This is a genomic window from Fructilactobacillus sp. X7R9C1, assembly GCF_059901005.1.
In genome coordinates, this window is record NZ_JBWXVG010000057.1 from 1 (window position 1) to 276 (window position 276).

At 57.2% G+C, this 276-nt stretch carries 1 protein-coding gene; it reads right to left on the minus strand.

The window, feature by feature from the left end; all coding sequences use genetic code 11:
• Positions 1-48 precede the first annotated feature (48 nt).
• Positions 49-276, minus strand: a 228-nt coding sequence (locus AC6UD0_RS07410; protein WP_500708713.1) for a hypothetical protein, incomplete at its 5' end; no start/stop codon positions are given.

Genomic DNA, 276 nt, shown 5'->3' on the forward strand with positions numbered 1-276 from the left:
GTATTCACTTTATCGGGAGGGTGCGCGGCCCCTGTGGGAGCGTCGGTATCACAGCGGCGGCGGTAGGTTGAAATGATACGTGACTATCCCGGGCGCCGCCCTAGCTGACGAAGTTGTAATCTTGCCGTCAGGTACCTGCCAGTCAGTGCTTTTTAAAGTGGCGTTATCCCGCAGTACGTTTTTGGAGCCTTCATGAAACATCTGTTCATCGCCGCTGCCCTTGCCGTGGTAAGCCTGCCCAGCCTCGCCGATAGCGGCAAAAGCTTCGCCTTCGGT